This window comes from Nonomuraea sp. NPDC049129, assembly GCF_040648495.1.
Lineage (GTDB): Bacteria > Actinomycetota > Actinomycetes > Streptosporangiales > Streptosporangiaceae > Nonomuraea.
Genome location: NZ_JBEZDU010000019.1, coordinates 202,292 through 229,280, shown reverse-complemented (window position 1 = coordinate 229,280; position 26,989 = coordinate 202,292). Strand labels below are relative to the sequence as shown.

The window sequence follows — 26,989 nt, the reverse complement described above, 5'->3', positions numbered from 1 at the left end:
TCGAACATCACATGATCGACAAGCGGCAAGCCTCATCCGTCCTGCTGAGGACCGCTGTGGCATAGAACCGTCTCCACGTTTTCGGGGGATTGACAGTTCTCGCCCATACGAACGCTTAGCAGCCAACTGTTCGTATGGCAGTACGACTGCCTCCCAAGTCCGGCCAGCCGGTCAGCCCAGGGTGACGCCGTACATCGCTTTGATGATCTTGATGGGAATGTCCAGGTTCTTCGGCTCGATGTTGGTGTGGACGGCGACGCTCTGCCGGCCGTCGTCGGTGCTCAGCGCGAGGGTGAAGGATCCGGGCAGGGTGCCGCTCACGCCTCGCAGCGTCAGGCCGTTGGTCCCCGCACTGTCGAACTCGATCACGCCGAGGCCGTAGCGGGCGTGCGGCAGCCAGACGACGCTGCCGGAGGAGACCATGGTCCACATCTCATGGTGCTGGGCCGGTGGCAGCAGGCTGCCGGTCGCGATCGCCTTGAGGAAGCGGCTCAGATCGGCGGTGGTGGAGACGATGCCGCCGGCCGCCCATCCCCATGAGGTGTTGAGCGCGGTGCAGTCGATGGGCGGCAGGCCGGAGTCCTCCAGGTCCTCCGGGGTGAGCGATGCCGGGTCGACACCCTCCTTGAGGATATTGGCGACGTATGCCTGGGGGTGCGGGTCCGGGTAGCTGGTGTCGGTGATGGGCCGTACGTAGGTGCTGGTCAGGCCGAGCGGCCGGATGACTGTGCGTTCGACCTCGGCGGCGTAGCTGTTGCCGGTGACCTTCTCGATGATCGCGCCGGCCAGGTAGTAGCCGCCGTTGGCGTAGACGAAGCCTTCGCCCGGCTCGCCGACCGGCGGCTGGGAAACCGCGAGGTTCAGCAGGTCGGAGGTGGTCCAGACGCGAGCCGGCTGAGTGACGATGCTGTGCTGTAGCTCTGGTGCGAGGCCGGTGAGGAACAGGCCGCCGGTGTGGTTGAGCAGCTGTCGGATGGTGATCTTGTTGCCGTCGTAGCCGCCCGCGTCCATGACACCGGCCAGCCATTTGTTCACCGGATCCTCGAGGCTCAACCGGCCTTCGGCCGCCAAGGCCAGCACCGTGGCGGCGGTGAAGGCCTTGCCGGAGCTGCCGATGTGCAGGTATTCGCCGGGCTGACGGCGGCGTCCGGTGGCGAGGTCGGCCACGCCCGCGGTGCCGAACCACGTTCCGCCGGCGTCATGGACTTCGGCGACGATGCCGGGAATGCCGTCCTCGGCCACAGCCGAGTCCAGGATCTGCTGCACCTTTTCGTAGGTGTTGTCGGTCATTTTGCTGCCTTTCCGGAGGAGAACGATTCAGAAGAGACCAAGCGGGGTTCAGCGTCCTCTGCGCATGTAGGCGCGCAGCGACAGCGGGACGAACACCGCCAGCAGGACGGCCGACCAGAGCAGGACGGTGGTCGCCGGATGCGCGAGCGGCCACGCCACGTCGCCGGAGGGGGCGCCCGGGTTGCCGAACAGCTCCCGGGAGGCGGCGGTGAGCGCGCTGACCGGGTTCCAGTCGGCCAGGAAGCGCAGCCACCCGGGCATGCCGTCGGTCGGGACGAACGAGTTGGAGAGCATGGTGAACGGCAGGAACAGTGGCACCACCACCTGGGCGACGATCTGTTCGTTCTTCACCACCAGGCCCACGTAGACGCCCACCCAGCTCAGCGCGTACCGCAGCAGGAGCATCAGCCCGAACGCCTCGGCCGTGGGGATCAGGCCATGGTGCGGTTGCCAGCCCACCAGCAGGCCGGTGCTCACCATGATGGCCAGGAGCGGCAGGCCGACCAGGGAGTCGGCGCCGGTCTGCCCGAACGGCACCGCCAGCCGGGCCATCGGCATGGAGCGGAACCGGTCCATCACGCCGCGGGAGGCGTCGGCGGCCGTGCGCGCCATGACTCCTTGCAGGGCGGTGAAGGTCACCATCGAGAACAGACCGGGCATGAGGTATTCGCGGTAGTCACCGCCGCCCGGCACCTGGATCGCGCTGCCGAGCACGTACCCGAACAGCACCACCACTATGGCCGGGAAGAGCAGCGCACCGACGATCTCGCCGGGCTCCTGGCGCACCCGGCCAAGCTCGCGGCCGACCAGGGTGAGCCCGTCGATGAACGTCCAGCGCAGGCGGCGGCCCATCGGCGGGGTGAGAGCGGTCATCGGACGGTCTTCTTCGGGTTGGTACGAGCGGTCATCAGATGGTTGGTCTGGGCGGTCATCAGATGGTTGGTGTGGGCGGTCATTGGACGGTCTCCTTGCGGTCGGTCAGGCGTAGGAACACCTCATCGAGGGTGGGGCGGCGCAGGCTGACGTCGAGCGCGGCGACCCCGGCTCGGTCGAGCTCGCGCACGATGTCGGCGAGCCGGAACCCGCCGCCGGGCAAGGCGACGCTGAGCCGGTCGGCGTCCGTCACCGTCGGTTCGGCCCCGGCCAGGGCGTTCAGCGCGGTCGCCGCCGGGCGCAGCGCGGCGGGGTTTTCGACGACGACGTCGAGGCGGTCCCCGATGGTGGCCTTCAGCTCGTCGGGAGTGCCCGTGGCGATCACCTGGCCGTGGTCGATGACGGCGATGTCGTCGGCCAGCCGGTCGGCCTCGTCCAAGTACTGCGTGGTGAGCAGCACCGTGGTGCCGTCCGCGACCAGCTCGCGGACGCTGTCCCAGATCTCACCGCGGCTGCGCGGGTCCAGGCCGGTGGTCGGCTCGTCCAGGAAGAGCACCTCGGGGCGCAGGATGAGGCTGGTGATCAGGTCGAGGCGGCGGCGCATGCCGCCGGAGTAGCCGGCGACCTGGCGATCGGCGGCGTCCATCAGGCCGAAGCGTTCGAGCAGCTCATCGGCCCGCCGGTGCGCCTGGCGCCGGGACAGATGGGACAGGCGCCCGAACATTCGCAGGTTGCCGCGCCCGGTGAGCTTCTCGTCCACGGCGGCGTACTGGCCCGCGAGCCCGATCTTCTCCCGAACCTTGCCGGCCTCGCGGACGACGTCGTAGCCGGCGATGCGGGCGTGCCCGGCATCGGGATCGGACAAGGTCGCCAGGATGCGCACCGCGGTCGTCTTGCCCGCGCCGTTCGGCCCCAGTACGCCACAGACCGTGCCTTTCGGGACGCTCAGGTCGAGGCCGCGCAGTGCGTGGGTGTCGCCAAAGGACTTGTGCAGCCCCTCGGCGACCACGATCGGATCCATGATCCCCCCAATTGAGTACTTCGTACGCAGTTGCAACGCCCACAGTAAATTACTGGGTACCACGTACGCAACTAGAGGGTTGGGGTCGGTGATGTCGAGGCCGAGGATCTCTTCGGCGCGACGGCGTCGGCGTCGGCGTAGGTCCGGGCCGCGGACGGGCTGAGGAGCGATGGACCGCTTCGGGCGCCGGGTACCGAGACGGCGATCCTTATGATCCTTTAACATGTAGAAGCCTAAAGTACTAGCAAGCTAGATAAATGGAGAAGACAGTGATCGAGTTCCATCTGGACGGCAGGTCGGGTGTTTCGCCGTACCTGCAGTTGGTCCAGCAGGTACGGCATGCGCTACGGCTCGGACTGCTGCGCGAGGGTGACCAACTACCGACCGTCAAGGAGGTGGTGGCGCACCTGGCGATCAACGCCAACACCGTCCTGAAGGCCTACCGGGAACTCGAGCACGAAGGCCTGGTGGCCGCCCGGCCGGGGGTGGGGACGTTCGTGACGGCGACGCTCACCGGCACCTCGCTGGCCGCGCACGGCCCGCTGCGGATGGAACTGCAGCGCTGGCTGGTCAAGGCCCGCCGAGCCGGCCTCGACGAGGAAAGCATCGAGGCCCTCTTCATGACCACCTTTCGGACCACCGCTCAGGAGGACATAGCGTGAACGCTGTCCTGCAGGCCCAAGGACTAGGCAAGAAGTACGGCAAGCGCTGGGCGCTGCGCGAGTGCACCATCGACATCCCGGCGGGCCACGTCGTCGGACTGGTGGGGCCCAACGGGGCCGGTAAGACCACGCTGCTGAAGCTGGCCGGCGGCCAGCTGGAGCCGACGGCGGGCGGCATCACCGTGCTCGGCGGCCGGCCCGCGGCCACGCCCGCGCAGCTGGCCAGGGTCGGCTTCGTCGCCCAGGACACACCCGTCTACGCGGGACTGACCGTCGCCGATCACCTGCGGTTAGGGACGCGGCTCAACCCTCGCTGGGACGCCACCATGGCGCGGGAGCGTATCGAGCGACTCGGTCTCGATCCCGGCCATCGGGCGGGCAAGCTGTCCGGCGGGCAGCGCGCTCAGCTCGCCCTCACCCTGGGTCTGGCCAAGCGACCTGAGCTGCTGATCCTGGACGAGCCGGTCGCCTCGCTCGACCCGCTGGCCCGCCGCGAGTTCCTGCAGGGCCTGATGGAGGCCACGGTCGAGCACGAGTTCAGCGTGCTGCTCTCCTCCCACCTGGTCTCCGACCTGGAACGGGTCTGTGACTTCCTGATCGTGCTCGTCGACTCTCGTGTCCAGATCGCGGGGGAGGTCGACGAGCTGCTGGCCACCCATCACCGGCTCGTCGGCCCACGCCGCGATCCCGACCGGCTGCCCGCCGACCAGCAAGTCATCTCCGCGCGCCACACCGACCGGCAGAGCACGTTCATCATCCGTACCGACGCCCCGATCCACGACCCCGCCTGGACGGTCAGCCAGCTCAGCCTGGAGGACCTCGTCCTGGCTTACATGGAGAAGCGCACCGCCGACAACCGGCGTGTCCCCCTGGAGGTGCAGCGATGATCTGGCTGACCTGGCGCCAGCTGCGCGGCTCGGCCGCGATGATGGCCGCCCTCCTCGTCATCCTCGCCGTCATCCTGGCTCTGACCGGCCCGGACCTGGCCTCCGGCTACTCCACCGGTATCGCCGCTTGCACTCAGGACGACACCTGCGTCCGCTTCTACGACCGGTTCTTCGGCGAGTACGACATGCCCTTCATGGCCGTCAGCCTCGTCGTGCTGCTCCTGCCCGCTGTCGTCGGGCTCTTCTGGGGAGCACCGTTGATCACCCGCGAGCTGGAGACCGGCACGCACCTGCTGGTGTGGAACCAGACTGTCACCCGCGGCCGCTGGCTGGCGGTCAAGCTCGGGTTCACCGGCCTGGTCGCCATGGCCGCCGCCGGCCTGTGCGGCCTCGCGGTGACCTGGTGGTCCGATCCCCTGGACAAGTCGGCCCCGGCCGACCTGGCCTTGATGGCTCCCCTGGTGTTCGGCGCGCGCGGCATCGCCCCGATGGGGTACGCGGCGTTCGCCTTCGTCCTGGGCGTGACCGTGGGCATGCTGGTGCGCCGCACACTGCCCGCCATGGCCCTCACCCTGGCCGTCTTCGCCGCGATCCAGTTCGCCATGCCGCTGCTGGTCCGGCCTCACCTGATGCCCCCGGTCACGGGGACCTTCGAGCTCAGCGAGACGAACGTGAACGGCATCGGCATAAACCGGGAGCAAGGCGGACATGTGGAGATTCGCCTGAATGCGACTGTTCCCGGCCAGGCGGGCGCCTGGGTCTTGTCCAGCGGTCTCGTCGATCCGTCCGGACGTCCGGCTGCCGGCCCCGAGCCCGGAGTCGGGATCGTCCAGATCTCGACGACGTCGGGACCCTGCGCACCGTCGTCATCGACGATGGGCGCGTGCCCGGCGGAGATCAACCGGCTCGGCTACCGGCAGAAGGCGACCTACCAGCCCCTCGACCGCTTCTGGCCCTTCCAGTGGATCGAGACCGGGATCTACGCCCTGCTCACCCTCGGCCTCACCTGGCTCTCCTTCTGGTGGATCCGCAGGCGCCTGTCATGACCGCCATCAAGATCGCGACTGCCGGGCTCGCCCTCCTCCTGGCGGCGGCCTGCACCGCACCGACGCCACCGCGCAGCCAGGCGAGCACGGCAGCCAGTACGGTCTGCGCGTCGCCCCAGGGACCCCCCGGGGCGGAGACGGCCACCACGATCGACGTCATCGAGCAGGCGTACTTCTGCATCCTCGGCAACTACTACAGCGGCGCCACGCTGGACGCCCGCGCGCTGCTGACCGCCGGATTCGTCGCACTGACCCAAGAGCTCAACCGCAACGGCCGCGACCTGCCCGAGGCCACCATGCCCGCGCTGACCGGCGACCGCAAAGCCGACTGGACCGCCTTCGAGACCGCCTACCGCAAGATCACAGACCAGGCCCCCGACCTCCGCGACAAGCTGGCGATCGTCACCCTCGAGGCCATCGTGGCCGCCCTCGGCGACAACCACGCCCGCTGGACACACGACGTCAAGCGGCCGCCCGACTACTACGACGGCGACGGCTACGGCCTGGGTCTGCAAGCGAACGTCGAACGCTCTCAGGTGGAGGGCAACCCCGGCGTCGCCCTTCCCCCGCTGTTCGTCACCACGGTGCAGGGCGGCGCGGCGCAGGCCGCCGGACTGCGCCCTGGCGACATCATCGAATCGATCAACGGATCGGCGCCCTTCATCGACGACCGGCCCACCCCCGCGATCGCCGCCCTCTACCCGCAATACCCCGAAGCGCGCCCGGTCCGGCTGCGGCTCCTGCGCCAGAGCACCGGCCGCCGCTGGAGCATGACGCTCAAGCCCGGCCTCTACCAACGGGACCTGGCCGCCCTGCAGGTGGTGCAGTCCAAACTGCTGGACGACAGCATCGCCTACGTACGGTTGCGCGGGTTCGCCCCCGACTCCGCGGACCGGGTACTCAAAGCGATCTCCAGGCTGCGCACCGGCCGCACCCTCACCGGCGTCGTACTGGACGTGCGCGGCAACGGCGGCGGCAGCCCCACTGAGGCGACCCGGCTGGTGAGCGCGTTCGGCCACGGCAAGGTCACCGCCTACCAGTGCACCGTGGACGGCAGGTGCGAGACCGCGCGGACCGACGACACCGTCGAGCTGGTCAACCTGCCACTGACGGTGCTCACCGACCGCGGCTGCGCCTCGGCATGCGAGCACTTCAGCTCCGCGATAAAGGACCATCGCCTTGGCCGGTTGGTCGGCACCAGAACCGCCGGGGTCATCTCCGGCCCGGCGCAGTCACACCTGCTCGGCAACAACACCCTGCTGGGCTTCCCCGCCAGGCACCACCTGGGGCCCGATCGCGAGGTGATCGACCGGATCGGCGTGCCCCCCGACCACTACGTGCCCCTGACCCCGAAGGACGCGGCCACCGGGCGCGACCCCGCCCTGGCCAAGGCCCTGACCTTGCTGCACACCTGAACGGACCTCGCGATGAGACACCCTTTGGCAGTCGCCGCAGCACTGACCGTCCTGGCCACGTCCGCCTGCACGGCACCCGTACCACCCCGCTCCGCCGCCCCCTCGGCCACACCGACCGGCCCCGCCACCCTGCCCGCCCCCACCGGCGCCCACCCGGTCGGTACCACCGCCCTGTATCTGAAGGACTCCTCCCGCCCCGACCCCTGGAACCTCGACGCCAAAGCCAGAGAGCTCAAGGTCAACCTGTGGTATCCGGCCAAGCAGCGGGACGGGGAGCGTGCGCCGTACATGACACCGAAGGAATCGGAGCTCGCCATAAGGCGCTATGGGGTCGCGAGCGTCCCGGACGACACGCTGAGCAAGACCCGCACGTACGCCATCAAAGACGCGAAACCCGCAGGGGAAAAGCTCCCGCTGGTGGTGCTGTCCCCCGGCTTCACCAATCCGATGAGCACGCTCACGTCGCTGGCCGAGGACCTGGCCAGCCGAGGGTACGTCGTGGCCGGCATCGACCACACCTACGAAAGCTACGCCACGACCCTGGCCGACGGGCGGGTCGCCGAATGCCTCGCCTGTGACAGCGACACCGACCCGGGCTTCGGCACGGGAGTGGTCCAGGGCCGGGCGGCCGACGTCTCCTTCGTGCTCGACCAGCTGCCCGCGAAATGGAACGGCTCCACCGTGATCGACCGCTCCAGAATCGCCATGGTCGGCCAGTCGATCGGCGGGTCCAGCGCCATGGCCGCCATGCTCAAGGATCCCCGCGTGCGGGCCGGAATCGACATGGACGGCACCACCTACGCCCGGATCCCCAAGAGCGGGTTCTCCCGGCCGTTCATGTTCCTGGGCTCGGCGCAGCACGTCCCCGGCGGCCGCGACACCTCCTGGGACCGCGACTGGAAGCTGCTGACCGGGTGGAAGCGCTGGCTCGTGGTGACCGGCGCGGAACACTCGACCTTCACCGACGCCTCGCTACTGGCGGGCGCCCTCGGCATCAAGCCTGCGTACGGCGTTCCGCCTGCGGCGCGCGCCGCCGAGCTCACCCGCACATACGTGGCGGCCTTCCTCGACCAGCACCTGAAGTCCAAGCGGCAGTCCCTCCTGGACAAGCCGTCATCGCGCTACCCCGAGGTCAAATTCTGCCCCGCGACCTGCGGCCAATCCTGAGGGCTGGCACGTCCGCCGAAGCCATCGGGGATGGGACCACAGCTCGCCCAGGCTCAGAAGACGCCAGTAGACGGCGACACCGCGCCGCCCGCCTTGAAGGAACTCCTCGGGCAGGGAGCTCCAAGGCCCACAGGCCGACCACCTGGAGCGGTTCAGCACGACCACGGGCCCAACAGCCACGCGACGCCGGGGCCGGGTGCAGCCGCTGAACGACATTGATCACACTAGTCGACCAGCACTCAACCCCGGTCGACGTGCTTTGGCCTGCTGCCGCGTTACTATTTAAGTGTGATCGCTGAACACCTCTGACAGGCACTTGACGCTGAAGGCAGCTTGAGCCAAGCGGATTTCTGTAGAGGCTGCGAACATGACAGCCGGAATACTATGCAATGCACTTGCTTGGACAACCCTGTCTACTCCAGCTCCTACGAGGGGTGACACAGTCCGCAGCGTCCCGTCGAGTGCAACTGATGCCGTCTGGCCCGCATGAACAATTAAATTTCTCTGTCGATAAAGTCTGCGAAAAGCGTCTTCTAGTTGGTTGACAATGCGAGGCAAGATAGCACCAGGGTTGGCGATTAGAGAGCGGATGCGCTGTAGGGCGATTTGAGGGCCAGATCTCGCAAAGTCATCGACGACATTGCTTCGTATTGCTTCTTCGAAGAAGATGGCCTTCTCGCGGTCCGTGCCAATAGAGCGCAGCTTCCTAGAGACGAGATCGTCTCGCATGCTAGCATGCGCCTGCGCAAGTGATAGCAATTCGCTGGTCACATAACTGCACGCCACGATTCGAGCCATTCGGGTTGCGGCCACCACTCGATTGGAGGTATCTCCTGGGCCGACAAGGAGCGCTTCTAGAGCTGCCCAACTTCCAGCAATTGCAGCGGCAGGAGTGCCCCGATCTAGTGGTTGGAGGAGCTCGAGAGCCGCGTCAATTTGTGGATCAAGTCGAATGCGAAATATTTCCTTCGTCTGCTCAAGGGCGTGTACTTCGACTCGACGCGGGCCTCCAATATAGTCCAACGGCTCGGGTTCGCCGATCATGTAAAGCGTTGGATGAAACTCCAGCCTTTGACGTGCCCCAACTTGAAATCGGGACGCAAGCTTATCAACTTCGCTGCCAGCTTTTTTGAGGGCAGAGTATTTGTCCTTGGCATCGAGTTCGAGGAGCAAGCCGCCTGCTTGCCTAATGCTTGGCCTGGAGGGAAACCAGCACTGGAGCCATTCGGCCGTTTGAGATGAATCAAGCCAGCAGTCTGGTCTTGCCTCCGGAAGGGGCGGACACGCAGTTAGCGGCACTAGAATATCGAATCGAATCGGAAGCCTATTAATAAGCGACTGCGCTTCATCGCACAAATCACCCAGGGTTATCTTGGTCGTCCCGTACTTAATGTGATACGTTAGCCATTTGTGCGTTGCTTCCTGGCTGTACCCCTGATCTAACACGTGGCTGACAATGGCCCGGGCGGTCGGCTCGCAGTCGGCTTCCTCCTTTCTGAGGTGGTCAGCCCATCGGGAAAGATACCTGGGTCGACTTTCTTGTAGCAGGATGTTTAGTGCAACCCAGTCGTGACCACCCACCTGCATGGTCCTATTCACATGCTTGATAAGCTGACCGCGTTCAGCCGGGGAGCCCAATCCAGGGTCTCGCTGGATCCTCTTTGCAAGCCCTTCGCCTAGGTATTTAACCGAAGACTCAGCTAGTGCTCCCAGGGCTCTTGCGCTGACTGCCTCAAGGAGCTCAGTCAACTCAAGCACCGCCCCCAGCCGCCAGAGTCTTCGATGCCAAGGAGTCGCAGCAGCCGCGAAGTCAAGCATCCGTTTGGCGGTGTAGAGATGCCGCTGGTTGTCATCGAGCATCGGAAGAGGTAGTCTCCTTGACATACGGGAGGAAGTCGCTTCGGCCGCTTCCTCCCTTTCACGTGTTGCAGTATGCCATGCCTTGATCACTCGTTGTGAAGTTCTTTGCGGATGCCCCGAGAGATCTTCCCTGCCATGCCTTTTGCCGCAATTGCGGAGGATTGCCCGTCAGGGGCGACATAGCCGGTGAAGGTCGCTTGGGCTCGGACCGGCGGCGACTCGGAGTCAAGGGGTGAGGTCCTAGCCCCATGGCTACCGTCAGTGGTGGAGGGTGACTGCTCTCAAGATTCTCCGTGCAGTCTGTTGTCCTCCCATTTGATCTGATTGTTAGGGTTATCCGATTCGGGGCGAATACCGCGAGGGCCTGTGCCTCGGACGGTCCTTCTTGTGCTGCGGCTAAGAGCTGTTTCTTAGGTCTGACGACTATTCGTGGTGATGTTGTCACGATTGATGCATGGGCCGTGGCGGCTTAACGAATGCCGAGTGGGAGCGGCTCAGGCCGCTGTTGCCCGAAGGGGGGCCGTCGTGGCGGGCGGTGGAATGACCATCGCACGACGATCGACGGCGTGTTCGGCTCGGACCGGGTTGCGCTGGCGGGATCTGCCCGAGCGGTTCGGTTCGTGGATCACGGTCTACAAGCGGCACCGCCGCTGGTCGGCCGATGGCACCTGGCAGATGCTGCTGACGGCGATCCAGACCGAGCAGGATGGCGAGGGGCGGGTGGACTGGGACATCTCCGTGGACTCCACTACCGTCCGGGCGCACCAGCACACCGCTGGCGCGCCACGTACACCGCCGCCGGCCTCGCCGTCTCCCGCGCCGGGCCGCAAAAAAAGGGGACGTCGCCGGGACAAACCGGGGCGATCCGCTGCTGGCCACGCTGACGGCCCGGCTGGCCGAGGTGGTCAGGCTGGGGAGTGCTCAGGCCGCTCCCGCGGCGGGTTCACCACAAAGATCCACCTGTCGGCGGACGGCCACTGCCGGGTGCTGTCGCTGGTTCTGACGCCGGGCCAGTACGGTGACAGCCCGCAGTTGCGGCGGGTGCTGGGCCACATCCGCATTCCCCGGCTCGGGCCGGGACGTCCGCGCACCCGGCCGGACAGCCTGGCCGCGGACAAGGCGTATTCCTCCCGCGTCAACGGCGCCTACCTGCGCTGCCGCAAGATCCGCCACACCATTCCCGAACCACGTGATCACGCGCCCACCGGGCCGCCGCGGCTCGGCCGCAGGACGACCCACCGGCTCCGACGCCAACGCTACAAAGGCAGGAACGTCGTCGAACGGGCGATCAACCGGCTGAAGAACTTCCGGGCCGTGGCCACACGCTATGACAAACGCGCCTACATCTTCCTTGGCACCGTCACCATGGCCGCCTTGGTCATCTGACTGCGCACTTGATCTAAGAAACAGTCCTTAGCCGGCGATCCTGGCGTATTGGTAGCCGGTCTGGCCGTTTTCGTCTCCGGAGTGCTGGCGACCGACCATGACTTCGTAGTCGCCCGCCTTGGAATGGCTGCTGCCTTCCCTCTGTCCGGGGGTCCAGCGGTAGGAGGTCAGCTCGACGGTCCGCCCCCACGCGCTCAGGGAGGCGGTGGCGTAGCGCGTGGGCCCGTTCTCATCGCCGGAATGCTGCCGGCCGACCAGGACTTCATTCTGCGGAGCCGCGAAGAACGAGTTGCTCTCTCGCTGGGCTTCGCTCCAGGACGGTGCGCCGACCTTGACGCGTTGCCCGTCAATAAGGATCAGGCCGCAGTAGTAGGTGGTCTCGCCGTTCTCGTCCCCGAAGTGGGCGCGGCCGAGCAGGACCTGATCGGTCGGGCAGGCGACGGGGTGCGGGCCGATTCCCTCACCGTCTTGGCGTAGCCATCGATGATGGCGATCTCCGCCGCGTGGACGGCGGTCGCTTGTGAGACTCCGGCGACGGCCAGGGTGAGGAGCGTGCCGGTGAGGGCGGCGAGGGTTGCGCGGATCTGTCGCATGGGTCTCCGGTGCCCGACTGGCCATGTCCATGTCCAGTCACAGATAGTAGCTGGATAATTACCACACCCACAGTCGTCGAGCGTGCCCAGTCAGCACACGTCGCACGCTAGCGCCCATGGTCTGGCCGTGGCGGAGCGTGGGAACGCGAGGGCTTGCCCTCGCATGGGAGGGGCCGGAGGCCCCGGGGAGCACGCCGAGTCCCATGGGCGCGAAGCGCCTGATCGGCGAGCCCTTCTCCCGCACCACTGCGGCGGCGACCGTCTCACCCACGTCCATCACGCCACCGGGAAGCGCCCACAGACCGCAGTCGCGTCGGCGGTGCAGGAGTACTCGCCCGTCGTCGTCAATGACCACGGCCGATCCGCCAGGCACGATCAAATTCGGCGTGGGGAGAACTTGTGATCACGAGCAAGAGCCTGCGTCTGCGGTCGGCTGACCGGAATGCACTGCCACAACAGGGGGCGTACTCGGGCCCAAGCGTTACTAGCCCTCGCCCATACGAACACTTAGCAGCTAACTGTTCGTATGGGGAGCCGCGCGAGAACGCTTACGAAGTGCGGTAGAGACTGCTGCGTGCCTGGTTGCGCATCGCGCTGTGGACGGTAGCTGTATCGATCGTCCTTGACCGGGCTCGCGGTCAAGCGACCCGTACCGAGTGAGGCCCAACGCTGATCGTCACATCGACGTGGCCACCAAGGGCGGCCGCGTAGGGCGGATGAAAGTCCCACTGGCAGCCGGTCCGACCCTGGTAGAGGATCGCGTTGACGATCTACCTCATCACATAGCCGCCCTGGTGGCCGCTGACCGCGGGGTGCGTGGCCTTCCACGCCGCGATGACCGGTTCGATCAACACCCACCGCTCGTCGGATGAATCGCTCGGGTACGGTTTGCGCCCGCTCACACCGCTATCCCAGCGTCCAAGCCGACCAGCCTGGCATAACGCTACAGATTCATCTCATCACACTGCGACATGGCAGCCATCAACTCGGGAACCGCTCTACAGATGAAGTGCCATGCTCAGAGACCTTCTCGCTCAGGAGTCGGAGCGCGAGAAGAGCCTGCCAGACGCCAAGGATGACGGTGGGCATCCGCTCGAACAGCCCGGCCGGCAAGGTCCCCCCGTCCTGACCGTTGGCAGCCGAAACGCTGGCGAAGAAGAGCATGAAGAACGCGATGGCAAGGGTGCCCGTCACAATCGAGTAGGAAGTCCATCCGCGCCACTTGGCGCGAGCAAAGCGCCGTACCAACACGAAACAGGCGGCAGGGAGGGCGATGAATACGATCAGACTCGTGAGGTTGTGGATGGAACCGCCCAGGCTCGCGACAGCGGGCGTCGCCGTCGGGTAGCCGAGGATCGGGTCCGACACAAAAGGACCGATGGCGATAAGGCCGAGCCCGACGATGAAGAACAGGATTGATCCCCATAGGGAGCCGGCCCCAGTCCGCAGAACGCGCCTGAGGCCTGCCGCGAAGCACAGCGTGAGTAATCCATAGAACATGAAGTTAACGATCTGTATCCACCCTTGATCGCCCAGGCTGAGCGTACTGATGGTGTGGCGCCAGGCACTGTAGCCGGGACGGGTAGCCCCGGCGATGAGATACACGGCCACAAAGACCACCGGGCCGATCGCGCCGCAGAGCAGAAGAAGTTTGGTCGTCAGTCGATGATCCGTGGTGCCAGCCGATAACATCGCCATACCGGTTCTCCTTTTGAGTTGCCGTACCAGAGCGCGCAAATGTGTTGCCGGCCGAGCAGACACCGTTGCCGCGAACGCCTTCCGGCAGCGGCTGGGCGCGCCGATGACAGACAAGCAGCGTCACCATCGGTGCGCGACAGCGGTGACAACGGTTGGTGCCCGTCATCCGACATGTGCGGCATGGGCCCTTTCAAGGCCCGCAGGAGTAGTCTTCAGCCTCAACTTAAGTTGAGGTCAACCTGACGATCAGCCCAATCCTGTACTAAGCCCGCCGACCAGCCATAACGCCGTAGATCCACCCGATCACGCTACGACAGTTAGGGCATCAACTCGCGAGCCGCCCTCTCAGCCGACTTCGCGGCGCGGTACCCGCCCTAGCGTGCCTTGGCCCGCCTCCCCATAACATGAGGCTCATGCCCTTGGTCTGGCCGTGGCGGAGCGTGGGAGCGCGAGGGCTTGCCCTCGCATAGGAGGGGCCGAAGGCCCCGGGGAGCACGCCGAAGCCCCATGGGCGCGAAGCGCCGACTGCGAGCCCTTTGTAAAGCTCAGCCCGGCTCGGCGAAAGAGAGTTCCGGGGCGCCGTCCCGGTCGAACGGCAGCACGAACCGGCGTGGCCAAGACAGTACGCCTTCCAACCACCCAGCCCCCATCGTCTGCCCCACATGCCGCAACCGCGACGACGGGTCGACGCCGATCGCGACCGTGCTGATGTCCCGCTGAACACCCTCGCTCTCGTCGTCACCCAGAATGACCCGCCAAGCCAGCGCCCTGTTGTGGTCGACCTCCATCGACAGTGGGTGGTGGCGCAGTGCCTTGGCTCGGTGGCCGAGCAGTTCCGATTGCAGGAGTTCGGCCGAGCTGCCGTTGGGCGCGTTGCGGAACAGGGCGTACTCCATCGGCGGTGCCGGGCTGCGCAGGTTCGGGGCCGGCTGGCCGTACGGGAAGAGTCTGTCGACCTCGTGCAGCCAGCGCACCTGCGGGATGACCCATGAGGCGCCGGGGCGTTCGCCGCCGCTGTCCACGGCGGCGAGGAGGCGGGTGGCCGTCTCGGCGGCCTTCTCGGTGAGCAGGGCCGGGTCGAACCAGCTGCGCAGCGACCAGGCCCGGCGTTGTACCGAGCGTTCGATCAGGGTGGCCAGCAGGCACTCCCGGCGTCTGGCGGGCAGCTCGGACCAGGCGGCCGTCAAGGCGCGCGGTACGCCGGGCAGCGGCCGGTTGCTCACGAAGGCCAGGACGACCGTGTCGCACCAGATGCGCAGCCAGGCCCAGTCGGGCGCGTCGGCGAGGACGTCGGCCTCGCGGAGTTCGACCAGGGTGCACGCCTGGCCGGTGCGGCACTGGCTGCCGCAGGCCGCCGATCTTCGGCCCCGGATCGGCGGGGCCGGGCTGGCAAGCAGCTTCTCGCGGGACTCGCCGAGCGGCACCCGGACGCGCAGCGGGCGGTCCATCCCGTCGGCGAACACCGCGGCGGACCCCGGTTGCAGGGAGACGACGTGGCGGGACTGTTCCTCGCTGAGGTTCATGGCCCCGCCGACGAGTTGCCGGTCGTCCTCGGCGGGGAGCCGGTGGACGACCTTGAGCGCGGTGTTCTTGACCACGTCGGTGACGAGCTTGGTGGGGATCTGCTCGGCCACCACGATGCCCTCGCCGTACGCCCGGATCTCGGCGAGCATGCCGGCCAGCAGTTCGACCGCGTGGGTGGAGGCGCGGCCGGTGCCGCGGTCGCGCAGCAGCCGGTGGGCTTCCTCGATGACGATGACGTGGCGCAGGCCGGTGGACTTCTCCTGCCGGGCCCGCATCCGCAGGTGCTCGACTATGCGGATGATCAGCGTGCCCATCAGGAACGCCTTGTCCTCGTCGTTGGCCACGTCCTCGATCGCCAGCACCACGTTGCGCTCCAGCAGGCCGCCGATGTCGGCCGGGTGGCCGCCCTCGAAGAAGCGGCCGGCCGAGCCGACGCGGAGCGAGCGCAGCCGCAGCGAGATGAAGCCCTCCACGTCGGCCTGGACCTCGCGGCCGTAGCCGATCTCCCGGATCACGTCCATGGCGTGCTGCTGGAGCAGTTCGAGGGTCGGCACGCTGGGCGGCACCTTGGAGCCCGGTACGGCGCCGCCGGTGACCACGTCCCACCCGGTGGCCTCATAGACGCGCTGCAGGGCCAGCGACATGATCTGCGGGAACGGCTCCTCGGCGTCGAAGGCCGCCATGAACAGCGCCCTGACCATGTCGATGTGGGCCTGGACCGGGTAGCCGGGCTCGGGTTCCAGCGGGTTGATGCTGAACGGCACACCGGCAGGGGCCGACGGGTTGATCACAGTGACCGTGCCGGGCTCGATGCGGCCGGCCATCGCGGCGTACTCGGACTTGGCCGGCTCGATCGCCAGCCACGGGATGCCGGCCCTGCTGAGCTGCTCCAGCAGGTGCCTGACCGTCTGCGACTTGCCCGAGCCGGTGGCCCCGGTGACGAAGGCGTGCCGATTGAGCGTGCTCAGCGGCACCCGGAAGGAGCCGACGCACCGGTCCTGCCCGTCGAGGATCTCCCCCAGGTCCAGCTCGCCCTCCTCGGCCTCGGAGGTCACGTCGAAGAACCCGGAGTCGAGCACCCGTACGCCCGGCACCTCGCGCCTGGGCAGCCCGGCCAGCGCCGCGAGGGCCCCGGCGGTCGCGGCGAAGGGCGCGGCGGCGCCGTCGGCCGGGTCCTGCATCGTCAGGGCGAGCGCCTCCGACAGGCCGTAGACGGCGCCCTGGGCGCTGCGCAGCCGGTAGGGGTGGTGGCTCATCTCGACGGAGCCGACCAGGACCGGCGCGATCTGCCGGAGCTCCTCGGCCGTGGCGCCGCCGGCCAGCACGCGGACGTTCCAGAGCCCCGCCTCGCGGAAGGCGTCGAGCTCCTGCATGCGGCGTTCGGCCCGCTCGGCGTCGAACCTGCTGCGCTCGGAGGCGTCGCCGTACTGCCTGAGCACGTTGAGCTGCGTACGCAGGTGCGCGACCTCGGCGTCGAGCAGGTCGGTCGGCTCGGCCACCACCAGCCACGCGAACGGCCTCGACATGAGCGTGACCAGCGTCGCCTCGAACAGCGTCGGCCGCTTCAGCTCGTCGGGTTCGAGCCCGCCGAACTCGCGCCGGCCGCCCAGCGGCGGCGCCTGCCGTCCCGGGCACGGCGTCCACACCAGGTCGGCGAGGTCGGCCAGGTACTCCTCGTCGAGCTGCACCCCGCGCGCCCCGCCGGGGAACAGCAGCGGCTGCGGACCGGCCGGCGCCCCCGGCGCGTCGGTGGCGCGGCGCGGCTGGCGCGGCGGCGACAGCGGCCCGGCGTTGGTGATGAGCTCGAGCGGCGCCCCTGATCCACGGGAGAGCCACCCGATGACGAAGGGCCGGTCACGTTGGGCGGCGGACAGCACGGCGGGCAGCACGGTGACGAAGTCCCACTCCGCCGACGAGCTTCGCGAGGGTGCCGCGATCGACTGGATTCGGTACCAGGGCCCGCTCAGCGAGACACTCGACTGCATTTCATTCCCCCACAGACGGTTGCTAGTAAAATCCGCCTACCGTCAGCGCGCCACGTTGACATTTGCCATGTCATTGCCTGTCCTTGCGCCAGTCCAGGCGTGACGGCGGGGGGCCGAGGTTCGGCGGCGGCTCTCCGTCGCCGTCTCCGCCCTTGCCGTCGATCGCGAGTACGGCCTCGCGGACGTCGTCCAGCTCGCCGAGCGTGGTCTTGGGAAATGTGAGGATGGCCGGGTTCGCGTCGGCCAGGCGGACCCGGCGGCCCTGCGCGGTCGCGTCGGTGACGATCACGGACGTCGTGGGCAACTGCTGGAGCTGGTGCGGCTCGACGAGGAACTCGCGCGAACGCTGCAGCACCCGCTCCTTCTCGGAGATCTTGTCGGCCGTCCTGCCCCACTCCGTCGACTCCACGAGGTCCTCCGCGAGGTCCGTACGGTTGTCGTCACGCTCCCCCGTGGCATCCTCGACCTGGGAGATCGTGGAGGTGTAGCCGCCGTCGAGGCCGGGGATCGAATCGCTGATCGTCTCGGTGAGCTGGGCCAGCTCCAGCCGGTGCTCGGTGCCGACGTGCTCACTGGCCACCCGGGCGTCCTCGGCGTTGCCGAGGCGCATGAACGCCACCGCCGCGTGGCCCCTGCCGAGCCGCTCCCGCACGGTCGGGGTCAGACTCCGGTACGTCAGCACCAGGCCGGTCCTGGACGTCTCACAGGCGTCCATGAGCCGGTCCAGCACGTCGCCACGGAGCTTGTCGGCCCCCGCCACGATGATCGTGTGATACCAGGGCCGGTCGGCGGCGGGCGACTGGCGCAGGATGTGCGTGAGCGCGGTGGCCACGTAGGTGCCGAGCACCCGGTTGCCGAACACCCCGGCCTGCCGGTCCATGCTCACCACCCGCAACCTGGCCGGCGGCAGCCGTACGGCCTCCGTACCGAGCGTCTCCAGCTTGCGCAGCTGGGACTCCAGCGCCCAGGCCCGCTCGATCACCACGCGGTCGCTGACGCCCCGCCCGAACAGCGTGCCGATCCGTTCGAGCTGCGTCGCCGTGATCAGCCCGAACCTCAGGTCGTCGCGCGGGTCGCCGACCTGGGCGAGTGCCCGCAGCGCGGCGGTGACCTGGTTGATCGTGGCGTTCTCGCCGAGCACCTCCAGCACCCGCTCCAGGATCGCGTTGTCGAAGCTGAGGTCGCGCGTGGTGCGGTGCTCCTCGCTCACGCTGACCACGTGGGCGAGCACGTCGGCGAACGCCTCGGGCTTCAGCGTCGCGCCCAGGTCCAGCCGGGGCAGGTCCGTCGGCAGCACCCAGACCAGCGGGTCGTCGCCACCCCGGCGGGCCAGCTCGATCAGGTCCTTGGCGATCGCCCCCTCGGACAGGTCGAGCACGGTGAGGTGGCCGCCGCTGTAGAGGCGGGTGGCGCCGAGCAGGGTGATCAGCGCCGACCAGCCGGGCAGCGTGCCGCCGGCCACGTCGATGCGGTCGATCTCGTCGGGTACGGCGACCGCGTACCAGGTGAGCTGGCGGTCGTGGCGTTCCTTGACCTCCTGCCACTCGCGGTAGCGCTGAGCGTGCTCCTCCTGCGCGCGGAACAGCTCTTTGTCACGTTCCCGTCGCTGCCGGTCGTCGCGGGCCTGCTGCTCGCTCACCCGGTAGCGGACCGCCCGGTCACCCTGTACGAGCGCGTAGCTGCAGATGATCGCCACGCCGCCGGCCGCGACCAGACCCAGCAGCGCGAACGACCACTGCAGGTAACCGGCGACGGCCAGCCCGAGTATCAGCACGGTGAGGATGACCATGAACACCCTGAACACCCGCACGGGCCGGTTGAGCAGGTCTTGCTGGAAGCGTTCGCGGCGCAGCAACTCCTGGTCGGCCTCCGCGGAGGCGGCCTCCCCTTCGCCGGGCGAGGGCCGCTTGGGCGGCGGTCCCGGATCAGGGTGCAGCAGGATGTACTGCCAGCCCAGGTAGATGCGGTCCGCCTGGAGCTGCGCATGCTCGGGATGCACGTCCGCCACGTGACCCTCCGGCCGCGATATGTCGTTAGTGGGGGCTGACCCTCCGCTCCGTGACAGCGTATGAGCTAGACCCCCTGCTGCGGCAGGGTTCTCGGCAATTAGACCAGCCAGATGGGAGGCTAGCGGCAGATGGGGCAAGCGTGACCTATTACCATCCTTACCCATGACGGAACCCTCCGGCGGCAGCAACAAGCCCAAACGCCCGGTAGTGGTGCCGGCAGTGGCCCTGGTGGCAGTCACCGCCCTCGGCATCACCGCCCTGCTCGGCGGTTTCGCCGAGGTTCCCGATCCGGCCCCGCCTCAATACGGGGAGGGGGCGGTGCTCGACCAGGGGCAGTTCAGTACGCAGTTCGTGACGGCCAAGCTGGCCACGCAGAAGGCCAAGGCCGACTGGGACACCGACAAACGCTTCGTGGAGCTGACCTTCAAGGTGACGAACCAGGGCAAGGCCACGGCGATGGTCGGCCTTCCGCCCAGCAAGCCGGAGGGCTCGATCTCGGCGACGAGCTTCGCGGGGTCGCTGGTCAAGGTGACCCCGCAGGTTCAGGCGAAGGGTGTGCCGACGGTCTACAGCCTGTCGAAGAACGCGCAGAGCGGCCAGCTTCAGCCGGGCGTCCCGACCACGGTCATCCTCCGCTACGACCTGGACGGCGCGGCCAAGCCGCCGCAGAAGGTGACGCTGGACGTGGCGGGCTTCGAATACGAGCCGGGCTTCAACGACCCGTCCTTCCACTGGAGCCTGATCTCGGAAGAGTCCGACTCAGAAGGGTCCGGCTCGGGAGTGCCCGGCAACGGACGGCGTCCCGTCGTCCAGGCCCAGGTGACGCTCCCGGTGCACGGCGCGGAGGCGACATGACCGCCACCGCGTCCCGCCGCCCGCCCGGCCGCCGCTCCCGCGCCCGCCGGCAGGGCGGCTCGCGCGTGCTCGGCGCCCTCGTCGGCCTGGCGCTGCTGGGCGGCGCGGTCGGCCTCCAGACGCGCAACCTGACCCCGAACGAGATGGACGCCCCCATCACCACCGTCGGCGCGAAGGGCCAGGAGGTGAACACCGGCAGGTTCGCGGTCCGCGTCAACTCGGTCACCGTGGCGCGGGCCGTACAGGGCGCGCGCGGGAAGGTGGAGACCGAGCAGCTCTTCCTGATCGTCCAGGCGTCCGCGACCTCCGCCACCAAACCCCTGCACCTGGGCACCCCCGCGCTGCTGACGCCGGACGGCGTCAGCTACGACGCCACGGACAAGATCGAGGCATCCGAGACGCTGGCCAACCCCTGGATACAGCCGGGCTTCTGGGTCAGCGGCAACTTCGTCTTCGAGATCCCCGATTCGGCGCTCGAAGGCGCGCGGGTCGTGTTCAAGCTGCCCGGATCGGCACTGGTCGAGCCGTTCGAGCCGGAGGCCGAGGTCGATCTGGGCATCGACGGCCCGGCAGCGGCCCAGCTCAAGTCCGCGCCCAGCGACGTCTACATCCTGAAGAAGAGCTGATGAGCACAGACGACCGCGGCTGGTTCTCTCCTCCGGCCGGCCAGAACACGGACCAGCCCCAGCCCCAGGCGCCGCCTCCGTCCCAGCCGCCACCTCGATCTCAGAGGCCGCGGCCGCGGCGGCGCCGTTCGGCCGCCACGCGGGTGGTCCCTCCCGATCAGCAGGTGTGGCCGCCCAAGCGGACGGAACCCTCGGTGGACACCTCCACCCAGCCGATCCCGGCCATCCCCAGCGCCGGGCCACTTCCCCGGCCGTCCGTCCCGCCCCTCCCTGTCGTCCCACCCCCTCCCGAGGAACCGGCGGTTCCGGTCGCCGCCGAGGTGCCGGTCGCCGCGACTCCGCCGCCGCCGCGCCGACGCCGGCCCGTGCTGACGGCGCTCGGAGCCGTGGCCGCGCTGGTCGTGGCGGTCGGGGCGACGACGTACGACCGCTATCACGTCTATCTGGTCAGATCAGGGCAGCTTCCGGCGAAGCAGGAGCAGGTCGTACCGGCGGGGCAGTCCGTCACGGTCAAGCACGTCAGCTGGAAGTCCACGATGGAGACCGTGCCGCAGATCCCCGGCAGCAAGCCCCAGCCGGGGTCGGCCTACCTCAAGATCGACATCACCCGGTCGGCCGTCGACGCGGACGGAGCGGTCAAGACGGCCAAGCCCAAGGACCTGTTCGTGACGGATCGACAGGGCCGTACGTGGGTGGCCCTGGTCGGCGACGACACGACACCGGCCGAGAAGATGGAGGTGGGCGAGTCGTACCAGATGACGGCCTACGCCCGGGTGCCGGCCGCGCAGGCGGCCGAGGTCGAGCTGCTGCTCACGCCGAGCAACTACCGCTCGGACATCCCCACGGCCCAGCTCATGACCGCGAAGACGGAGCCGGAGCTGGACGTGCTGCGCTTCAAGCGCTGACGCTCCTCCGACCGACCGACCGACCGGGTGCGGCGCGTCAGGCGTTGACGCCCATCTGGCCACCTCGTACGGCGGGCGATTGCGGCGCTTCGGGCGCCGGAGCCATCCGGCGGCCCCGCGTGGCCGCGATGTCGAACGCGGCGGCCAGCAGGGCCATGGTCAGGATCGTGACGAGCAGGTTCTTGACGAAGTCGACGGGGGTGCCGACGAGCATCCAGAGCCACTCCACCTTCGACCCGATCAGCGTCCGCACGCCGCGCATCGCGTACTCCGCGCCGACGTGCAGCGACACGTAGCACAGGCACATCATCCCGAACAGCGCCACGCCGCCCGTCAGCGTCTGCCTGAAGGAGTTGGCCAGGGGGACCCAGCGCTCCTGGAAGCCGCCGGTGATCCGCTCGACCGACTTCTGCGTGATCGAGTGGGTCGAGTAGAGCTTGTCGATGCCCTTCTCGAAGCGCGTGTCGCGAAGCATCGTGCGGGCGTCGTCGGCGTACGTACCGAAGACCAGCACCGCCACCGTCAGCCAGGTGAGCGGGATGAAGACACCGTCCACGATGTACGGCCAGATTTCACCGACCGCTCCCCAGAACGCCTCCCAGCCGGGGATGCTCTGCTCGGCCTGGGTCACGAGCTCACCCGAGGCGGACACGGCGAGGCGGTGCGAGACCCAGTCGGCGCGCGCGTTGGCCAGCACGAAGGTGGCGTTCAGGCCGAAGAACACGAAGGCGAACTCGGACAGGGCGGTGCCCAGCCCCGAGATCTTCCCGTCGCCCCGCTCCACCATTTTGCTGAACAGCGCGCGCAGCAGGAACGCCACGGCCATCAGGCCGAGGGAGATCCGCCAGTCGAGGTCGATGAGCCCCCGCCCGACCGTGCTGCTCCTGCCGAGGAAGCTGTCGCTGAAGAAGTCGTCGATGTTGTGCAGGAAGTCCGTCTGTACGAAGTCGCGGGCGTCCTCGACATGGAACCCCCAGGTCAGGTAGATGACCGCGAAGGCGGGGGCGACGCGGTTCATGGAGACCCAGTAGCGCTCGTCCTCCTCACCCCCCGCCCGCCGGGCGTTGATCTCCCAGAGCGCGCCGCGTACCGACCACAGCATGCCCGCGGTGATCGTCATCGACGCCATGACGATGAGCGTCAGCACCGCGATGGTCGCGACCAGGCGCAGCTGCCGGGCGTCTCCATGAGAGATCTCCGTACCGAGGTACAGCAGCCCGAAGCGCACCGCCTGACCGGCCGAGAACCAGGCGATCAGCGGTAGCGCGCACTTCCCGGCGATGCGTAGCGCGTGCAAGGGCAGAGAGAACGGCGACGGCATCGGTCCCGGAACGGACACGGGCCGGGACGGGGCCATCACTCCTGACATCGCGGACACCCACGGGATCCTACCGACATGTCGAGACATGCGACTACCAGGCGTGATGATCGCCGCGCATTCATGGCGAACCTGAAAGGAGATACCCACAACAGACCAGAGCGCCCGGCGCAATCCGGCGAGATGTGGGGGAACATAGCGACATGGAGGCACGGCCCGCGCTGGACACAGATCCGGTCATCGTCGGGCAACGAGTGCGACTGCTGCGCCAGGCGGCGGGCGTCTCGCTGTCCGAGCTGGCCAGGCGCGCCGACATCGACAGGACAACGCTGCTCGAAGTGGAGACCGGCCTGGCCAAGGCGACGGCGGAGATGCTCTGGGCCATCACCGCGCAGCTCGGCGTGCCGATCGGCGCGATACTCGACACACCGCCATCGCCACAGGTCGTGCATGGCACGGCGATCGAGGCCGCGCTGCTGGAGGTGTTCGAGGACGGGCGGGTGACCTATGAGCTCTACCGGCTGCGGATTCCGCCCGGCATCACCCAGACCTCCCTTGCGCATCTGGAAGGGGTGACCGAGCACCTCACGGTCTACGCCGGCACCCTGATCGCGGGACCGATGGACGCGCCGCTGACGGCGGGCCCCGGCCACCACATCTCGTGGCGCTCGGACGTCCCGCACGGCTACCGCGCGGTCGCCCCGGACGAGGTCAGAGCCTCACTGCTGATGCGCTACCCAACGGAAACCCGCACCTGACCGAGCACCCGTACCTGACCGGCGCTCAGGGCGCGCCCTCAGGACGCGCCCTCAGGACGGGCGCTCAGGACGAGCGCCTCAGGCGGCCAAGGCGGGCCGGCAGGTGCGGCAGGGCCGGTAACCGGCCTCCTGGGCCTGGGCGATGCTGCGGAAGCCGTGCCGGTGCGCGGCGGTGATGCGCCGGGCGTTGTGGCAGGTCGGGAAGCACACCACACCGGTGGTGTCGCTGGCCAGGTAGAACACCCGCGCCCGCGCCAGCCGCCGCACCGCGTCCAGATCCACGCCCTCGGCCACCAGCAGCCGCTCCTTGGCCGCCGCCCCGAACACGTAGTCGCCCGCCACCCCGTCGGACCTGGTCACCCGGTGGCACGGGACGAGCAGCGGCACCGGGTTCGCGCCCAGCGCCGCGCCCACCGCGCGTACCGCCTTGGGCCTGCCGATCTGAGCCGCGACCCAGGCGTAGGGACGTACCTCGCCCCTGGGGATCGTCCGGGCGGCCAGCAGGACGTCGCGCTGGAAGTCGCTCAGCCCCCGCAGGTCGAGCGCGACCCCCGAGGAGCGGCCGGTGCGCAGCGCGGGCAGCAGTCCGGCGGGCGGCCGGTCGGCGGGCAGCAACGGACGTCCGGCCCGCGCCCTGAAGGCGGCGGCGAAGCCCTCGCCCCGATGAACGTAGGCGATGCCTTGGCCGGTGAACGCGACGGAAAGCTCCCCGAGCGGGCTCGGCGCCGTCACCCAGCGCGCGGCGATCCGCTCCAGCAGCCCGTCGGGCGCGTCCGTGGCCAGTGCCGCGAGTCCGGCAAGCAGCGGGTCCTGGGTCATTGGACACCTCCAAGTGTGCGCAGTCGCCGCAGGCCCCGCGACACATGCGACTTGACCGTGCCCTGCGGAATTCTGAGGACCGTGGCGATCTCACTGACCGGTAGATCGACGACATGCCGGAGGACAACGGCCACTCGCTGATCCTCCGGCAGCATGCCGAGCATTTCTGCGAGCTTGTCACCGGTCTCATGCCGCACCGCCGCGTCCTCCACGCTCTCGCGTGGATCAACGGTATCGACCGGCTCCTCGCGCAGATCGGGGGGCGGCTTCCGCGACTTGGTACGGGCGCAGTTGCGCCAGATGTTCAGCAGGATCGTCAGGAGCCAGGCCCGCGGTTGCAGGGCGGCGATCCGTTCTCGCTCGTAGCCGGCGACGGCACGGTAGGCACGTAGGAACGTCTCGGCGGTGAGGTCCTCGGCATCGGCCCACCGCCCGCTCAGCCGCAGCGCGGTCGAGAAGACCACGCCGCGATAGGCGCCGAACAGCTCGGCGAACCCTCCGTCGAGGTCGTCGAGCAGCGCCTTTCGCACCGGGTCGAGGCAGTCGATGTCACTCACACCAGGTACAACACCACCGGGCCGTAATCCGTTGCACCCTTGACCGGCCATGAAAGAAGAAGACCCGCGTCCGAGATCGGACACGGGCCTTCTTTCTCGATATTTCGGGTCAGACGGCGACGGCCAGCTGAGCCACTTCGCCCAGCTTCGCCTGGACCTTGACGTCACGCGTGACGCCGCCGCCGGCGATGATGCGCACCGTCCAGTCGCCAGGTGCGGCGAAGAAGCGGAACACGCCCTCGTCGGACACGACGACCTCGCCGGTGAACTCGCCGGAGTGGTCGAGCAGCCGCGCGTAGGCGGTGCCGGCGCCCGTCACGACGCCCTGGATCACGGACTGGGTGGACAGGTCGATCCCCGCGGGCAGCGCGATGGTCTGCTCCGGAGCTCCGCAACCCGGTGCGGTCTGTACGTTCTGGGCAGTCTGAGTGGTGGTCATCAGCGGGCCTCCCCCAACTCGATCGGCACGCCCACGAGCGAGCCGTATTCGGTCCACGAACCGTCGTAGTTCTTCACGTTCGCCTGGTCGAGCAGCTCGTGCAGGACGAACCAGGTGTGCGCGGAACGCTCGCCGATGCGGCAGTAGGCGATCGTGTCCTTGTCGAAGTTGACCCCCGCCTCGCCGTAGAGCGTGCGCAGGTCTTCGTCGGTCTTGAACGTGCCGTCGTCGTTGGCCGCCTTGGACCACGGGATGCTGCGAGCGGTGGGCACGTGGCCCGCGCGCTGCGCCTGCTCCTGCGGCAGGTGGGCCGGGGCGAGCAGCTTGCCGGTGAACTCGTCGGGAGAGCGGACGTCGACCAGGTTGAGCTTGCCGATCGCGGCGACCACGTCGTCGCGGAAGGCGCGGATGGACGTGTCCTGCTCCTGGGCCACGTAGGAGGTCTTGGCGCGCTGCGGCACGTCCTTGACCAGCTCGCGCGAGTCGAGCTCCCACTTCTTACGTCCGCCGTCGAGCAGCTTGACGTTGTCGTGGCCGTAGAGCTTGAAGTACCAGTAGGCGTAGGCGGCGAACCAGTTGTTGTTTCCGCCATAGAGCACGATGGTGTCGTCGTTGGAGATCCCGCGCTCGGACAGCAGTGTCTCGAAGCCGGTCTTGTCCACGAAGTCACGGCGGACCGGGTCCTGAAGGTCCTTCTGCCAATCGACCTTCACGGCGCCACGGATGTGGCCCTTGTCATAGGCGCTGGCGTCTTCGTCAACCTCGACGAGAACGACGCCGGGGGTGTCGAGGTTGGCCTCGACCCATTCGGCATCCACCAGGACGGCGGAGCGGCTCATTGGGGAACCTCCAATTTGGCGGCGGGCAGTAGTCGGCGAATCAGCAGGTACGTTTCGCAGCCGAGGCAGAATCCGAAGGCTGCGTTGAGGAAGGCGGCGAGGAGTGCCGCGGCCGTGGCCACGAGGGCGAGCGGCGTGATCCCGGCGAGATATCCGACCAGACCCACGACCGCGAAGCCGAGCCCGACACCCTGCGCGAAGCGGGGTGGGCGGGCGTCCTCCGTCTCCCTCGGGGCGCTCTTGACGAGCGCCTTGAAGAGCACCACGTAAGGCGAGCGCCCTGCCACGCCGAGTGCGAACACCAGCGCCTGGGCGGCCAGCAGCACTTGGGCAGCCGGCAGCCAGGCGCTCCCCGTCACCAGGACGATGGCGAGGATCGCAGTCGTGATGGCCGCGCTGAAACGCAACGCTCTAGGGTCGGCACGCATCGAAGGATGCTCCTGAAGGGGGTCGGGTT

At 68.2% G+C, this 26,989-nt stretch carries 25 protein-coding genes and 1 pseudogene; 10 read left to right on the top strand and 16 right to left on the bottom strand.

Going from position 1 to position 26,989, the window contains the following annotated elements; all coding sequences use genetic code 11:
• Positions 1 to 171: 171 nt before the first annotated feature.
• From AB0B64_RS43580 to AB0B64_RS43570, 3 genes are all read right to left on the bottom strand, one after another.
• The gene (locus tag AB0B64_RS43580; protein ID WP_358185769.1) at positions 172 to 1,290 is read right to left on the bottom strand and encodes a serine hydrolase domain-containing protein; all 1,119 of its coding nucleotides are present in this window, start codon (positions 1,288 to 1,290) and stop codon (positions 172 to 174) included.
• Between the two features lie 48 nt (positions 1,291 to 1,338).
• Positions 1,339 to 2,163 carry an ABC transporter permease gene (locus AB0B64_RS43575; protein ID WP_357958120.1) on the bottom strand — a complete coding sequence of 275 codons (825 nt, stop codon included), beginning with the start codon at positions 2,161 to 2,163 and terminating at the stop codon, positions 1,339 to 1,341.
• 79 nt (positions 2,164 to 2,242) lie between these two features.
• On the bottom strand, positions 2,243 to 3,184 hold the full coding sequence (locus tag AB0B64_RS43570) for an ATP-binding cassette domain-containing protein (protein WP_357958122.1): 942 nt from the start codon (positions 3,182 to 3,184) through the stop codon (positions 2,243 to 2,245).
• A gap of 257 nt (positions 3,185 to 3,441) precedes the next feature.
• Here AB0B64_RS43570 and AB0B64_RS43565 point away from each other — a divergent pair, with 257 nt between their 5' ends.
• The 5 genes from AB0B64_RS43565 to AB0B64_RS43545 are packed head-to-tail and all read left to right on the top strand — an operon-like array spanning position 3,442 to position 8,361.
• On the top strand, positions 3,442 to 3,846 hold the full coding sequence (locus tag AB0B64_RS43565; RefSeq protein ID WP_358185765.1) for a GntR family transcriptional regulator: 405 nt from the start codon (positions 3,442 to 3,444) through the stop codon (positions 3,844 to 3,846).
• Positions 3,843 to 4,733, top strand: a complete 891-nt coding sequence (locus AB0B64_RS43560; protein WP_358185762.1) for an ABC transporter ATP-binding protein — start codon at positions 3,843 to 3,845, stop codon at positions 4,731 to 4,733. Before AB0B64_RS43565 ends, AB0B64_RS43560 begins: the two co-directional genes overlap by 4 nt.
• A complete protein-coding gene (locus AB0B64_RS43555; RefSeq protein ID WP_357958128.1) occupies positions 4,730 to 5,779 on the top strand; it encodes an ABC transporter permease in 1,050 nt (349 codons plus the stop codon). Before AB0B64_RS43560 ends, AB0B64_RS43555 begins: the two co-directional genes overlap by 4 nt.
• Positions 5,776 to 7,194 carry a S41 family peptidase gene (locus AB0B64_RS43550; protein ID WP_358185759.1) on the top strand — a complete coding sequence of 473 codons (1,419 nt, stop codon included), beginning with the start codon at positions 5,776 to 5,778 and terminating at the stop codon, positions 7,192 to 7,194. Before AB0B64_RS43555 ends, AB0B64_RS43550 begins: the two co-directional genes overlap by 4 nt.
• 24 nt (positions 7,195 to 7,218) lie before the next feature.
• On the top strand, positions 7,219 to 8,361 hold the full coding sequence (locus tag AB0B64_RS43545) for an alpha/beta hydrolase (protein ID WP_358185756.1): 1,143 nt from the start codon (positions 7,219 to 7,221) through the stop codon (positions 8,359 to 8,361).
• Positions 8,362 to 8,643: 282 nt separating this feature from the next.
• On the opposite strand, the gene AB0B64_RS43540 is transcribed toward AB0B64_RS43545, so the two are convergent.
• Entirely contained in the window at positions 8,644 to 9,534 is an 891-nt protein-coding gene (locus AB0B64_RS43540) for a hypothetical protein (RefSeq protein WP_358185753.1), read from the bottom strand.
• Between the two features lie 1,141 nt (positions 9,535 to 10,675).
• Here AB0B64_RS43540 and AB0B64_RS43535 point away from each other — a divergent pair.
• Positions 10,676 to 11,607 (top strand): annotated as a pseudogene (locus AB0B64_RS43535) (IS5 family transposase).
• A 27-nt stretch (positions 11,608 to 11,634) separates the two neighbouring features.
• Here AB0B64_RS43535 and AB0B64_RS43530 read toward each other — a convergent pair.
• From AB0B64_RS43530 to AB0B64_RS43505, 6 genes are all read right to left on the bottom strand, one after another.
• Positions 11,635 to 12,225 carry a hypothetical protein gene (locus AB0B64_RS43530; RefSeq protein WP_358185749.1) on the bottom strand — a complete coding sequence of 197 codons (591 nt, stop codon included), beginning with the start codon at positions 12,223 to 12,225 and terminating at the stop codon, positions 11,635 to 11,637.
• 33 nt (positions 12,226 to 12,258) lie between these two features.
• Entirely contained in the window at positions 12,259 to 12,555 is a 297-nt protein-coding gene (locus AB0B64_RS43525; RefSeq protein ID WP_358185746.1) for an NUDIX domain-containing protein, read from the bottom strand.
• A gap of 415 nt (positions 12,556 to 12,970) precedes the next feature.
• Complete coding sequence (locus AB0B64_RS43520) at positions 12,971 to 13,102, bottom strand: hypothetical protein (protein WP_357958139.1); 132 nt, start codon at positions 13,100 to 13,102, stop codon at positions 12,971 to 12,973.
• Between the two features lie 79 nt (positions 13,103 to 13,181).
• The gene (locus tag AB0B64_RS43515; RefSeq protein WP_357958141.1) at positions 13,182 to 13,898 is read right to left on the bottom strand and encodes a DUF998 domain-containing protein; all 717 of its coding nucleotides are present in this window, start codon (positions 13,896 to 13,898) and stop codon (positions 13,182 to 13,184) included.
• A gap of 545 nt (positions 13,899 to 14,443) precedes the next feature.
• On the bottom strand, positions 14,444 to 17,407 hold the full coding sequence (locus AB0B64_RS43510; RefSeq protein ID WP_357958143.1) for an ATP-binding protein: 2,964 nt from the start codon (positions 17,405 to 17,407) through the stop codon (positions 14,444 to 14,446).
• 70 nt (positions 17,408 to 17,477) lie between these two features.
• Positions 17,478 to 19,415 carry a hypothetical protein gene (locus AB0B64_RS43505; protein WP_357958145.1) on the bottom strand — a complete coding sequence of 646 codons (1,938 nt, stop codon included), beginning with the start codon at positions 19,413 to 19,415 and terminating at the stop codon, positions 17,478 to 17,480.
• A gap of 163 nt (positions 19,416 to 19,578) precedes the next feature.
• Between AB0B64_RS43505 and AB0B64_RS43500 the strand changes: the two genes are divergently transcribed.
• From AB0B64_RS43500 to AB0B64_RS43490, 3 genes are all read left to right on the top strand, one after another.
• Positions 19,579 to 20,271: a hypothetical protein gene (locus AB0B64_RS43500; RefSeq protein ID WP_357958147.1), complete on the top strand. Its 693-nt coding sequence runs from the start codon at positions 19,579 to 19,581 to the stop codon at positions 20,269 to 20,271.
• Positions 20,268 to 20,897, top strand: a complete 630-nt coding sequence (locus AB0B64_RS43495; RefSeq protein ID WP_357958149.1) for a hypothetical protein — start codon at positions 20,268 to 20,270, stop codon at positions 20,895 to 20,897. The genes AB0B64_RS43500 and AB0B64_RS43495 overlap by 4 nt, the downstream gene beginning before the upstream one ends.
• Positions 20,898 to 21,091: 194 nt before the next feature.
• Entirely contained in the window at positions 21,092 to 21,802 is a 711-nt protein-coding gene (locus AB0B64_RS43490) for a hypothetical protein (RefSeq protein ID WP_357958151.1), read from the top strand.
• 37 nt (positions 21,803 to 21,839) lie between these two features.
• Here AB0B64_RS43490 and AB0B64_RS43485 read toward each other — a convergent pair whose 3' ends face one another.
• A complete protein-coding gene (locus AB0B64_RS43485) occupies positions 21,840 to 23,180 on the bottom strand; it encodes a hypothetical protein (protein WP_357958153.1) in 1,341 nt (446 codons plus the stop codon).
• A 143-nt stretch (positions 23,181 to 23,323) separates the two neighbouring features.
• Here AB0B64_RS43485 and AB0B64_RS43480 point away from each other — a divergent pair, with 143 nt between their 5' ends.
• A complete protein-coding gene (locus AB0B64_RS43480; protein ID WP_357958155.1) occupies positions 23,324 to 23,878 on the top strand; it encodes an XRE family transcriptional regulator in 555 nt (184 codons plus the stop codon).
• 78 nt (positions 23,879 to 23,956) lie between these two features.
• Here AB0B64_RS43480 and AB0B64_RS43475 read toward each other — a convergent pair whose 3' ends face one another.
• From AB0B64_RS43475 to AB0B64_RS43455, 5 genes are all read right to left on the bottom strand, one after another.
• Positions 23,957 to 24,697, bottom strand: coding sequence for a methylated-DNA--[protein]-cysteine S-methyltransferase (locus AB0B64_RS43475; protein WP_358185741.1), 741 nt, complete (start codon positions 24,695 to 24,697; stop codon positions 23,957 to 23,959).
• The gene (locus AB0B64_RS43470; protein ID WP_357958159.1) at positions 24,694 to 25,254 is read right to left on the bottom strand and encodes an RNA polymerase sigma factor; all 561 of its coding nucleotides are present in this window, start codon (positions 25,252 to 25,254) and stop codon (positions 24,694 to 24,696) included. The genes AB0B64_RS43475 and AB0B64_RS43470 overlap by 4 nt, the downstream gene beginning before the upstream one ends.
• Before the next feature lie 109 nt (positions 25,255 to 25,363).
• Positions 25,364 to 25,693 (bottom strand): DUF1416 domain-containing protein, encoded by a 330-nt coding sequence (locus tag AB0B64_RS43465; RefSeq protein WP_357958161.1) that lies wholly within the window; start codon positions 25,691 to 25,693, stop codon positions 25,364 to 25,366.
• The gene (locus AB0B64_RS43460) at positions 25,693 to 26,532 is read right to left on the bottom strand and encodes a sulfurtransferase (protein ID WP_357958163.1); all 840 of its coding nucleotides are present in this window, start codon (positions 26,530 to 26,532) and stop codon (positions 25,693 to 25,695) included. Before AB0B64_RS43460 ends, AB0B64_RS43465 begins: the two co-directional genes overlap by 1 nt.
• Positions 26,529 to 26,960, bottom strand: a complete 432-nt coding sequence (locus tag AB0B64_RS43455) for a DUF4395 domain-containing protein (protein WP_358185737.1) — start codon at positions 26,958 to 26,960, stop codon at positions 26,529 to 26,531. Before AB0B64_RS43455 ends, AB0B64_RS43460 begins: the two co-directional genes overlap by 4 nt.
• Positions 26,961 to 26,989: the final 29 nt, after the last annotated feature.

Excerpts from the sequence above, each read along its gene's own strand:
- AB0B64_RS43495 (WP_357958149.1), top strand. The coding sequence starts at position 20,268 with ATGACCGCCACCGCGTCCCGCCGCCCGCCCGGCCGCCGCTCCCGCGCC.
- AB0B64_RS43500 (WP_357958147.1), top strand. The coding sequence starts at position 19,579 with ATGACGGAACCCTCCGGCGGCAGCAACAAGCCCAAACGCCCGGTAGTG.
- AB0B64_RS43550 (WP_358185759.1), top strand. The coding sequence starts at position 5,776 with ATGACCGCCATCAAGATCGCGACTGCCGGGCTCGCCCTCCTCCTGGCG.
- AB0B64_RS43580 (WP_358185769.1), bottom strand. The coding sequence starts at position 1,290 with ATGACCGACAACACCTACGAAAAGGTGCAGCAGATCCTGGACTCGGCT.
- AB0B64_RS43460 (WP_357958163.1), bottom strand. The coding sequence starts at position 26,532 with ATGAGCCGCTCCGCCGTCCTGGTGGATGCCGAATGGGTCGAGGCCAAC.
- AB0B64_RS43510 (WP_357958143.1), bottom strand. The coding sequence starts at position 17,407 with ATGCAGTCGAGTGTCTCGCTGAGCGGGCCCTGGTACCGAATCCAGTCG.
- AB0B64_RS43530 (WP_358185749.1), bottom strand. The coding sequence starts at position 12,225 with ATGGCCAGTCGGGCACCGGAGACCCATGCGACAGATCCGCGCAACCCT.
- AB0B64_RS43565 (WP_358185765.1), top strand. The coding sequence starts at position 3,442 with ATGGAGAAGACAGTGATCGAGTTCCATCTGGACGGCAGGTCGGGTGTT.
- AB0B64_RS43455 (WP_358185737.1), bottom strand. The coding sequence starts at position 26,960 with ATGCGTGCCGACCCTAGAGCGTTGCGTTTCAGCGCGGCCATCACGACT.
- AB0B64_RS43575 (WP_357958120.1), bottom strand. The coding sequence starts at position 2,163 with ATGACCGCTCTCACCCCGCCGATGGGCCGCCGCCTGCGCTGGACGTTC.
- AB0B64_RS43515 (WP_357958141.1), bottom strand. The coding sequence starts at position 13,898 with ATGGCGATGTTATCGGCTGGCACCACGGATCATCGACTGACGACCAAA.
- AB0B64_RS43570 (WP_357958122.1), bottom strand. The coding sequence starts at position 3,184 with ATGGATCCGATCGTGGTCGCCGAGGGGCTGCACAAGTCCTTTGGCGAC.
- AB0B64_RS43555 (WP_357958128.1), top strand. The coding sequence starts at position 4,730 with ATGATCTGGCTGACCTGGCGCCAGCTGCGCGGCTCGGCCGCGATGATG.
- AB0B64_RS43465 (WP_357958161.1), bottom strand. The coding sequence starts at position 25,693 with ATGACCACCACTCAGACTGCCCAGAACGTACAGACCGCACCGGGTTGC.
- AB0B64_RS43475 (WP_358185741.1), bottom strand. The coding sequence starts at position 24,697 with ATGACCCAGGACCCGCTGCTTGCCGGACTCGCGGCACTGGCCACGGAC.
- AB0B64_RS43480 (WP_357958155.1), top strand. The coding sequence starts at position 23,324 with ATGGAGGCACGGCCCGCGCTGGACACAGATCCGGTCATCGTCGGGCAA.